The organism is Bradyrhizobium sp. AT1, from assembly GCF_001590795.1.
GTDB lineage: Bacteria > Pseudomonadota > Alphaproteobacteria > Rhizobiales > Xanthobacteraceae > Bradyrhizobium.
This window is the reverse complement of sequence record NZ_JXDL01000001.1, coordinates 4355566-4364586: the sequence shown is the minus strand read 5'-3', so window position 1 is coordinate 4364586 and position 9021 is coordinate 4355566. Positions and strand designations below refer to the sequence as shown.

The following is a 9021-nucleotide window of genomic DNA, read 5'->3' as shown; positions in this document are numbered from 1 at the left end:
TCTCCGCGAGCGTATCAGCAGTTGGACTCGTGGAGACTCCCCCTCACCCGAATGTGCGCCATGCGCACATTCGACCTCTCCCCGCAAGCGGGGAGAGGTGAAGGAAGAGGCCCTCACTTGTCGAGCCACGCGTCCTTGAAGCCGTCATTGACCCCGATCCCGGTGGTGATCAGGTTCTTGACCTTGCAGCGGGTGATGGTCGGGAATTGCAGCTCGAGCATCCAGGCCACCGGCACGTCCTCGACCAGGATCTTCTGCGCCTTCTCGTAGATCTCCTTGCGCTTGGAGTCCGGGGTCGCGACCGCGCCGTCGGCGAACAGCTTGTCGATCTCCGGGTTGGAGTAGCCTTCGACGTTGTTGAACACCTGGCCCTTGGCGATGTTGCTGGAGATGTAGTTACGGCCGACGCCAAGCGCGGGGTCGCCGTACTGGTAGAGATAGGTGAAGGCGATGTCGTAGTCCCAGTCGCCGATCTTCTGGTTGCCGCCGGCAACGTCGGTGGCGATGGTCTCGATGTTCATGCCGACGTCCTGGAGGTTCTGCTTCACCGCTTCGCCCCAGCGCTGCCAGGTCTCGCCATAGGCGAGCGGCAACAGGCGGATCTTCTCGCCCTTGTAGCCGGCTTCCTTCAGCAGCGCCTTGGCCTTGGCCGGATCGTAGGGATATTTCTTCACGTCGTCGGTGTAGTACTTGATGGTCGAGGCGGACGGGCCGGTCGCGACCTTGCCGAGCCCGTTCCAGATCACGTCCTTGGCGAAATCGCGGTCGACCGCGTACATGATCGCCTGGCGCACGCGCTTGTCGGCGAGCGGGCCCTGGCGGTTGTTCAGCCACAGCCAGGCCAGCGGCGAGAAGAATTCCCAGCCGGCGCCGGTGACACAGGTGTCCTTCAGCTTCGACAGACGCGGCACGTCGAAATTCTCGACCGAGCCGCCGGGCAGCACGTCGACCTTGCCGGTCTCGTATGCCACCGAGCGCGCCGCCGCGTCGGGAATGATCTGCCAGTAGATCTCGTCGAGATAGGGCTTGCCCTTTTCGTAATAGTTCGGGTTCTTGACCAGGCGGATGAAAGACCCCTTCTGCCATTCCCTAAACATGAAGGGGCCGGTGCCCACCGGGGCGTTGTTGTAGGGATTGGTCTTCCAGTCGGTGCCCTCATAGAGATGCTTCGGCACCATCGGCATCGAGCCGACCTCGAAGATGCCGAGGAAAGGGCCGAACGGCTGCTTCAGCGTGAAGACCACGGTGTAATCGTCGGGCGCCTCGACCTTGTCGACCTGCGCCAAATTGGTGCGGGCACGCGCATGCGTCTGCTTCAGCATTTCGATAGAGAACAAGACGTCCGCGGCGGTGAAGGGTTTGCCGTCGTGCCAGGTCACGCCCTTCCTGAGCTTGAAGGTGTAGGTCTTGGCGTCCTCGCTGACACTCCAGCTTTCGGCGAGTTCGGGTTGGGGTTCGAGCTTGGGGCTGTAGCGCAGCAGTCCCTCGAAGATGTTGCCCGAAACCATCTGGGTCGGGCCGTTCTGGACCAGCGCAAGCATGAGGCCGGGCGGCTCGGGCTGGATCACGGCATTGATCACGCCCCCCGTTTTCGGCTCTTGCGCAAGAACTGGTTCAAGCGCCGGGGCCGCAAGGCCGCAAGCCAGGAGGAGACCAAGCAACACTCGTTTTGGCATGTCGTATCTTTCTCAAGCGCGACCAGCCGAAAACGCTTCGCGACGTCCTCGCGCGCAAAGCTGTGGCCAGCCCATCCCAGTCCCCATCCGGGGCCGAGGCTCACACAGTCTCGTTCGGCGCCGCAAGATGAAAGTCTCGACAGCGTTCGCACAAAAAATGTACAGCGCGTCCTGTTTTCTCTTGATTCATCGACGTGTCACGGAGACAAGTCGGCCATGGACAATGCCAGCCGCTCCGAACGGTCCCGCAATGCTGCACTCGAAGCGGCGATTGCGATCATCGCGCGCGATGGGCCGGGCCGGTTGACGCTCGATGCGATCGCGCGCGAGAGCGGCCTCAGCAAGGGCGGCGTGATGCATCAGTTCCGCACCAAGGAGGCGGTGCTGAAGGCGTTGCTCGAGCGGCAATTGGGGCACTTCGAGGAATTCTCGACACGCTACATGGCGAAGGTCAGCGCGACCTCGGCAAATCCCAATCTGGCGACCCAGCTCGCCACGATCAGGGAAGCGGCGAGCTCGCCGAATTCCGCTGCGCTGGCGCTGGTTGCGGCCATGGTGGAAAATCCTCGCCTGATGGCGCTGCCGCGCGAGCGCGAGGCGGAGCGGATGGCGGCGATCAGGGACGAGGCCACCGATCCCGATCTCGCGATGCTGCGCTGGGCCGGGGCGATGGGTCTGTTGCTGAGCTCGCTGTTCGGAATGTCGCCGCTCGGCAAGGAGGAGCATCAGCGGCTGTTCGCGCGCCTGCTCGACGATTCGCAATGGGTCGGCCTCACTCAGCCGGCCCCGCCGCGCACCGTCAAATCCGGAACGGTCGCGGTCGCGAAGGCCGCAAGCCGGCCCAAGCGCGCCTGATTCATCGTTAACGAAACCCGAGGATGGCCTGCACAAAGCCGCGCCTGCGGCCAAAAGCGTCATGCCGTCCATTTCGCACTTTACAAACCGTCTAGTCGGTTTTATAAATCCAGCCACTGAGGCAACCCTAAGCTTCCGACATGGCCCCGGACGAAGCCGAGGGTTGGCCATGGTGAGCCCCGCAGCCGCGTCCGGTTCCTGGCGCGGCTGCGGCCGCCATCGCCTGAACAGTGCCAAGAGGAGTCTGGAATGAAACGCTCGATCGCCGCGCGCGGTCTGGGAACGCTGGTGCTTTGCGTGAGCATGGGCGGCTGCGCCTCAGTCGCGCCGGTGCCGTATTCGGAGTTGGCGTCCTCGGCCTACATGGCTCCGGACAAGTCGGACGCCTCCGGCCGCGTACCCTACCGCTACTCCACGCCGGTCGACTGGCGCGCCTATGACAAGGTGATTCTCGATCCCGTCGTGGTCTATCGCGGGCGGGACCACCAGTTCGGCGACATGTCCGACAGGGACAAGGCGACGCTCGCGGCCTACATGCAGAACTGTTTCGCCGACCGGCTGCGCGGCCGCTTCGCGCTGGTGCGCGAGCGCGGACCGAACACGCTGCGGGTCAGGCTGACGCTCACCGGCGCCGTCGCCAACACGCCGGTGCTTGGCACGCTCTCGCGCTTCGACATGGCTGGCGCGATCTACAACGGCGTGCAGGCCGCGCGCGACGGCGAGGGGACGATGACCGGCTCGGTCATCTACGGCGTCGAGATCTTCGACGCGACGACCGCGCGACTGCTCTCGGCCTACGTCACCAAGCAATATCCGGCTGCCTACGACATCAAGGCCACCGCCGGCGCGCTCGCGGCCGCCACTGCCGGTCTCGACAAGGGTGCCGACGCGCTGATGGCGCAACTGCACTGACGCCGCGAGATCCATTCAACGAAAGGTGCTGCTGATGAACATTCTCCTTCGCTTCGTGCTGCGCATCGCGATCACGATCATGATGCTGGCCTTTGGCGGCCGCGCCGGCGCCGTGACGCCGGCGGATCCAAGCGGCACCTGGTTGGTCGAGGACGGCCGCGCCCGCATTCGCCTCGAGCGCTGCGGCCCCTCGCGCGACCGCCTTTGCGGCTTCATCGTCTGGATGAAGGAGCCGGCCGACAAGCGCGGCCAGCCTTATCGCGACACCCAAAATCCGGATCCGGACAAGCGCGCCCGCACGTTGCTCGGCCACCAGCTCATCATGGGCTTGCAGGCGACGTCCGAGGGGCGGTTTGCCGGCGACATCTACAATGCCGAGGACGGCAAATTCTATTCGGTATCGATCTGGCGTGAATCCGCCGATCGCCTGAAGCTGAAAGGCTGTCTGATCAAATTCCTGTGCCAGACCCAGACCTGGCAGCAGACCCTCGACGTGCTGCCCGGCCAATTGGTCGGCCTCACCGGCGATCTCAATGGCCCGCGCGCCGACAAGGAATGGGCGGCGGTGCCGGCCCCCAAACCGCTGCAGGCGAAAGCGAAGTAGCGCTCAGGAGGTCCGCAGCGCCCGTCGCAATTCGTCGAGCGCGTCTGCGAGCTGCTCGCGGTGCGCAATATCGTCCTTGGGGATGCCAGCGACGCTGCCGGCGAGCTCGCGCAGGATGCCGGCGAGCAGGCCGAAATTGATGTGCAGGTGCACCGATTTGCGTTCGTCGGCCGAGCCGGGATGTTGCAGCACCAGCGCAACGCCGCTGCCATCGAGCTTCGCCTCGAACTTCGACGAATGCTCGAAGGTGCCGACATAGAATTTGTCGGGGTATTCGAGCGCGACCTCTGCCTTGTCGGGAACCGGCCTGGACATATGAGCCTCATCTCTATCAGGCGAATCTGGCCGGGAATAAACCGGACCGCCTTGCGATAGGTCAGAGGCGGCTCACGGATTTGATCCGGATCAAAGTCAGCTCGCCGCTTTTGCGATCCAATAGCAACTGGCGGGACCCGGCACAGGGCGTCCCTGCTCCCCTGAGCCGTGAGACGATCGATGGACATTCAGGCCACCAATATCCCTGCGGTTGACGCGAGCGGACCTGATGTTGTCGGCATCGAGGCGACGCCGGACGCGGGCGTGCAGCACTGCCTGCAATTGCTGGGCAATGCCGGTCTGCGCCCGACGCGCCAGCGTCTCGCGCTCGGCCAATTGCTGTTCCTGAACGGCCATCGTCATGTCACCGCCGAGAGCCTCTACGAAGAGGCGATGGCGGCGAACGCATATCTATCGCTCGCGACCGTCTACAACACGCTGAACCAGTTCACCGAGGCCGGCCTGCTGCGCCGGATCGCGGCCGACGGCATCAAGTCGTTCTTCGACACCGACACATCGGTGCATCCGCACTTCTATCTCGAAGGCGAAGATATGCTGGTCGACGTCGCCGACGGCCTCGCCTTCACCAAGATCCCCGAGGCGCTTCCCGGCCACGAGATCGCGCGGCTCGACGTCATCGTCCATCTGCGCCGCAAGCGAACCTAGCGCCGTGCCTCACCGCAATCCCGCGCGCCTGAATCCTTCCAGATAGTGCGCGCGATCGGCGTCGTTCGCCCATGGCAGCTGGGTCGCGATCCAGTGCAGCGAGATGCCCGGCTGGGCGCGGCGGAGCTCGCCCAGCGCCGTCTCCGCCAGTGCCTCGTCGCCGGTCATGCCGGCCGAGACCGCGAGCACGCGGTAGGCGCCGGTGAGATCGCCGCGATGGCGGATCGCCTCGCGCGCCAGCGCGATGGCCTCGTCATAACGACGTTCGGTGAAGCGCGCATAGCCGGCGATGCCCTGGTAGATCGCCAGCGACGGATCGCGCGGTGACAGCCGGATCGCCCTCTGCGCGGCGTCGAACGCTTCCTGCGAGCGTCCGGCATAGGACAGCGCCAGCGCGTAATAACCCTGCGCCAGCGAGAAGTTCGGATTGAGCGTGAGCGCCTGCTCGAATTCGGACAGCGCGTCCGCGAGCCGGCGCGTCGAGAAATAGACGCTGCCGAGCCCGACATGGGCCCAGGCATCCTCGTGGTCGCAGCGTACCGCGGCCAGCGCGGCGGCTTCCGCCAAAGGGGCCACCGCGGCGAGCCCGGCCCAGCCGAGATGCGCGCCGAACATGTGGTTGGCCGCCTGCAGCGACAGCGCCTGGCCGTAGTTCGGATCGATCGCGATCGCGCGTTCGAGCAGCGTCGTTGCGGTCTCGTAGTCGCACCGCGTCACCCGCCAGAAATGCGACAGTGCCCGCATCAGGAGATCCCAGGCGTCCAGGCTCGCAGGCGGCTTGCTATGGGCGCGGAAACTCTCCGCCGCATGGATCTGCGGTTCGATCGCCGCGGCAATCGCGTTGGTGATCTCGTCCTGGACGGCGAAGACGTCGACCAGCTCGCGGTCGTAACGCTCGGCCCAGAGATGGCTGCCCGAATTGGCGTCGTTGAGCTGCGCGGTGATACGCACCCGGCTGCCTGCCTTGCGCACGCTGCCTTCGACGACGTAGCGGACGCCGAGCTCCTCGGCGATCTGCCTGATATGGACCGCGCGCCCCTTGTAGGTGAAGGACGAGTTGCGGGCGATCACCATGAACCAGCGCTGCTTCGATAGCGCGGTCAGGATGTCCTCGCTGATGCCGTCGCCGAAATAATCCTGGGCGGGATCGCCGCTCATGTTCTCGAAGGCCAGAACGGCGACCGCCGGGCGGTCCGCCGCGCGCGGGAGCGCGGGGCTGGCGGCGGCCGGCACGATGGAATTTGCCATTTCCTCCCGGACTTCGCCGACGAAGCGGAAGCCCTTGCGCGGGATGGTCTTGATCAGCCGCTGTGTCGCGCCGTCGTCGCTGATCGCCTTGCGCGCGGCGTTGATCCGGCTGTTCAGCGCGGAATCCGAGATGATCCTGTCGCTCCAGATCTGGCTGATCAGGTCATCCTTGCTGACCACACGCGCGCGTTGCCCGACGAGATAGAGCAGGAGGTCGAACACTTGCGGCTGCAACGGCACGGGGGCCCCGCCGCAGGTGAGTTCCCGCAGGTCGCCGTCGAGCACGTTGTTTTCAAAGCGAAATCGCACGTCACCATCTCAAGCAAAAATCAAAGGCGTCTCAGGCGAAAATCAATCGTCCGCGAAAGCTTCCGGCCCGTCCGAAAGGCATGGTGGAGCAACCAACGAAGTGCCGGCGGTCTGGCACAACGGAGCTTATTTCATGACCCAACTTGATCATCAGGTTCATTCTGTCGGCCCGGAGGTTGCGGGCTTGCGCATTTTCAAGTTCATCGCCTTTTTGTACGGAATTGCGGCGTATCTCGTGTTTTTCGTCACCGTTCTCTATGCCATCGGCTTCGTGAGCGGCTTGGTGGTGCCCAAGTCGATCGACACTGGAACCGAGACGGGAACGACCGAAGCCGTCATCGTCAATCTGCTCCTGATGTCGCTGTTCGCCATTCAGCACAGCGTGATGGCGCGGCAGCAGTTCAAGGCGTGGTGGACGCAATTCGTCCCCAAGCCGGTGGAGCGAAGCACCTATGTGCTGCTGGCGAGCCTGTCATTGCTGCTCCTGTTCTGGCAGTGGCGTCCGTTGCCTGCGGTCATATGGAACGTCGAGAACCCGGAGCTTGCCGTGACGCTGGTCACGCTGTCCTTCGCCGGCTGGGTCCTGGTGTTCACCAGCACTTATCTGATCAATCATTTCGAATTGTTCGGATTGCATCAGGTGACCAACCATCTGCTCGGCAAGGAGACGCCGGCGCCGCGCTTCAGGACGCCACTGCTCTACAATTTCGTCCGCCATCCGATCTATCTCGGTTTCATCATTGCGTTCTGGGCGGCGCCGACCATGACGGCGGGCCATTTGCTGTTCGCGGCCGTCACCACGATCTACATCTTCGTCGGCATCGCGCTGGAGGAGCACGACCTCGTCGCGCTCTTCGGCGACGAGTACCGGCAGTACAAACAACGCGTGGCGATGCTTATTCCCTGGCGCCGGTCACACTAGCCCAGGCGTGGCGCCGCGCGTCCCCCGAACGGAGGACGTCCGGCCGCGTTGGGTGAGTTACGCGAGCATCGCACGCGTCCGTCCTCTCAACGTCCCCGGGGTGATCTCCCCCTTCACCCCGACACCTCTCCCCGCATCCCGCCTTCCCGAGATATCGTGGAGCGGGGGCGGGGGGAGGATTTCTCCCCTTCATCAAACGGAGACGACCAAATGAAACATGTCGGAAACTGCTTCTGTGGCGCGGTGACGATCGAGGTCACGGGCGCACCGGAGGCGATGGGCTATTGCCATTGCCGCTCCTGCCGCTCCTGGTCGGGCGGCCCCGTCAACGCCTTCAGCCTGTGGAAGCCTGATTCCGTGCGCGTTACCGAAGGCGCCGAGAACGTCGAGACGTTCGCCAAGACGCCGCTCAGCGAGCGCAAATTCTGCAAGAAGTGCGGCGGCCATCTCATGACCAATCACCCGCCGCTCGGCCTGATCGACGTCTTCACCGCCACCATCCCGACGCTCGCCTTCGCGCCCGGCGTTCACGTCAACTATGCCGAGACCGTGCTGCCGATGCGCGACGGCCTGCCCAAGCTGAAGGATTTCCCGGCCGAGTTCGGCGGCAGCGGCGAGATGATGCAGGAATAGCGGCGCCGGAATCATGAGGGCGGCGGTGCGCCGCCCTCTTATTCTTCAAGGAAGGACGACGACAGACTAGCCGCCGCGGGATTCGACGACCTTGCGGCAGCTGTCCGAGAGCTTCGACTTGTTCTCGCGCAGGCAGGCATTCATCTGCGGCGGCTTGCCGATATGTTCGGCGCAGAATTTGCTGGCATCGCCGCGGCAGGCCATCTGCTCCTGGACCGACGGGCCGGATTGCGCGGCAGCGGGCAGGGCGGCAGCGGCGAGCAGCAGCGCGGCAAGAACCGAAATCTTCATAAAACACCTCTTCTGGAATCCTCGTTGGTCCCGACCGGGATCAATCGGGCCGGACCATCCCGCAACGGCCGGGCCGGGGTCCATGCCATGTTCATGGCACCGGCAAGCCCCACGGAGTGCGGTACCCCCATCTTCATGGCATGTATCCGCGCGCCGTCTTTTGTCATTCAGGCTGTACCTCGGCTGCGAAATCCGGTGATTGCATCCGGGACGCCGAACTGAAGCAGGAGAGCAAGAATGTCGAAGAAAGCTGGAGCGCTGAGTGCAAGGCTGACGGTCATGGCACTGGCGGGCGTGGCGATGGTGTCGTTGGGTACGAGCCCGGCCCAGGCGGTGGTCTATTGCAAGACGGTCGGCGTGCCCAAGGGCTGCGTGGTGCGGCCGACGGGGGCGGTGGTTGTGGGAGCGCCGGTGGCCGCGGCGGCGGTCGCGACGCCCGGCGTCGGTGCCCCCGGTGTCGGCGTGCGCGCGGGAACACCGATGAATCGCGGCGGCCCGGTCAATCGCGTCGGCGTGCGCTGATCTTTCCGTTGAGTTGATTGCATCGCTTCGGGCCCAGGGCGCCCTGCGGACGAACCCCCCGTCCTCCG

Annotated in this window: 11 protein-coding genes; 7 read left to right on the top strand and 4 right to left on the bottom strand. The window is 64.5% G+C overall.

Going from position 1 to position 9021, the window contains the following annotated elements; genetic code table 11:
* Positions 1-113: 113 nt before the first annotated feature.
* A complete protein-coding gene (locus tag SE92_RS20345) occupies positions 114-1676 on the bottom strand; it encodes an ABC transporter substrate-binding protein (protein ID WP_063197838.1) in 1563 nt (520 codons plus the stop codon).
* 216 nt (positions 1677-1892) lie between these two features.
* Here SE92_RS20345 and SE92_RS20340 point away from each other — a divergent pair, with 216 nt between their 5' ends.
* The 3 genes from SE92_RS20340 to SE92_RS20330 all read left to right on the top strand — a co-directional run bounded on the left by SE92_RS20340 (position 1893) and on the right by SE92_RS20330 (position 4047).
* On the top strand, positions 1893-2531 hold the full coding sequence (locus tag SE92_RS20340) for a TetR/AcrR family transcriptional regulator (RefSeq protein WP_063197836.1): 639 nt from the start codon (positions 1893-1895) through the stop codon (positions 2529-2531).
* 249 nt (positions 2532-2780) lie between these two features.
* Positions 2781-3443, top strand: a complete 663-nt coding sequence (locus tag SE92_RS20335) for a DUF3313 domain-containing protein (protein ID WP_063197835.1) — start codon at positions 2781-2783, stop codon at positions 3441-3443.
* Positions 3444-3477: 34 nt separating this feature from the next.
* On the top strand, positions 3478-4047 hold the full coding sequence (locus tag SE92_RS20330; RefSeq protein WP_063203657.1) for a DUF2147 domain-containing protein: 570 nt from the start codon (positions 3478-3480) through the stop codon (positions 4045-4047).
* 3 nt (positions 4048-4050) lie between these two features.
* Here SE92_RS20330 and SE92_RS20325 read toward each other — a convergent pair whose 3' ends face one another.
* Positions 4051-4362, bottom strand: a complete 312-nt coding sequence (locus SE92_RS20325; RefSeq protein ID WP_063197833.1) for a hypothetical protein — start codon at positions 4360-4362, stop codon at positions 4051-4053.
* A 180-nt stretch (positions 4363-4542) separates the two neighbouring features.
* Here SE92_RS20325 and irr point away from each other — a divergent pair, with 180 nt between their 5' ends.
* Entirely contained in the window at positions 4543-5028 is a 486-nt protein-coding gene (gene irr / locus SE92_RS20320; protein WP_063197831.1) for a Fur family transcriptional regulator Irr, read from the top strand.
* A 9-nt stretch (positions 5029-5037) separates the two neighbouring features.
* On the opposite strand, the gene SE92_RS20315 is transcribed toward irr, so the two are convergent.
* Complete coding sequence (locus SE92_RS20315; protein ID WP_063197829.1) at positions 5038-6585, bottom strand: tetratricopeptide repeat protein; 1548 nt, start codon at positions 6583-6585, stop codon at positions 5038-5040.
* A gap of 133 nt (positions 6586-6718) precedes the next feature.
* Here SE92_RS20315 and mddA point away from each other — a divergent pair, with 133 nt between their 5' ends.
* Together mddA and SE92_RS20305 are read left to right on the top strand one after the other, a co-directional pair.
* Positions 6719-7507 (top strand): methanethiol S-methyltransferase, encoded by a 789-nt coding sequence (mddA, locus tag SE92_RS20310; RefSeq protein ID WP_063203656.1) that lies wholly within the window; start codon positions 6719-6721, stop codon positions 7505-7507.
* A gap of 210 nt (positions 7508-7717) precedes the next feature.
* Positions 7718-8140: a GFA family protein gene (locus SE92_RS20305; RefSeq protein ID WP_063197827.1), complete on the top strand. Its 423-nt coding sequence runs from the start codon at positions 7718-7720 to the stop codon at positions 8138-8140.
* Between the two features lie 66 nt (positions 8141-8206).
* Here SE92_RS20305 and SE92_RS20300 read toward each other — a convergent pair whose 3' ends face one another.
* Positions 8207-8431 (bottom strand): hypothetical protein, encoded by a 225-nt coding sequence (locus SE92_RS20300; protein ID WP_036020653.1) that lies wholly within the window; start codon positions 8429-8431, stop codon positions 8207-8209.
* A gap of 237 nt (positions 8432-8668) precedes the next feature.
* Between SE92_RS20300 and SE92_RS20295 the strand changes: the two genes are divergently transcribed.
* A complete protein-coding gene (locus tag SE92_RS20295) occupies positions 8669-8953 on the top strand; it encodes a hypothetical protein (RefSeq protein ID WP_063197825.1) in 285 nt (94 codons plus the stop codon).
* The last annotated feature ends 68 nt before the right edge of the window (positions 8954-9021 follow it).

What these genes read in the sequence shown, in the direction of transcription:
- SE92_RS20305 (WP_063197827.1), top strand. Translation starts at nt 7,718, where the DNA reads ATGAAACATGTCGGAAACTGCTTCTGTGGCGCGGTGACGATCGAGGTC.
- SE92_RS20340 (WP_063197836.1), top strand. Translation starts at nt 1,893, where the DNA reads ATGGACAATGCCAGCCGCTCCGAACGGTCCCGCAATGCTGCACTCGAA.
- SE92_RS20325 (WP_063197833.1), bottom strand. Translation starts at nt 4,362, where the DNA reads ATGTCCAGGCCGGTTCCCGACAAGGCAGAGGTCGCGCTCGAATACCCC.
- SE92_RS20295 (WP_063197825.1), top strand. Translation starts at nt 8,669, where the DNA reads ATGTCGAAGAAAGCTGGAGCGCTGAGTGCAAGGCTGACGGTCATGGCA.
- SE92_RS20335 (WP_063197835.1), top strand. Translation starts at nt 2,781, where the DNA reads ATGAAACGCTCGATCGCCGCGCGCGGTCTGGGAACGCTGGTGCTTTGC.
- SE92_RS20330 (WP_063203657.1), top strand. Translation starts at nt 3,478, where the DNA reads ATGAACATTCTCCTTCGCTTCGTGCTGCGCATCGCGATCACGATCATG.
- SE92_RS20300 (WP_036020653.1), bottom strand. Translation starts at nt 8,431, where the DNA reads ATGAAGATTTCGGTTCTTGCCGCGCTGCTGCTCGCCGCTGCCGCCCTG.
- mddA (WP_063203656.1), top strand. Translation starts at nt 6,719, where the DNA reads ATGACCCAACTTGATCATCAGGTTCATTCTGTCGGCCCGGAGGTTGCG.
- irr (WP_063197831.1), top strand. Translation starts at nt 4,543, where the DNA reads ATGGACATTCAGGCCACCAATATCCCTGCGGTTGACGCGAGCGGACCT.
- SE92_RS20345 (WP_063197838.1), bottom strand. Translation starts at nt 1,676, where the DNA reads ATGCCAAAACGAGTGTTGCTTGGTCTCCTCCTGGCTTGCGGCCTTGCG.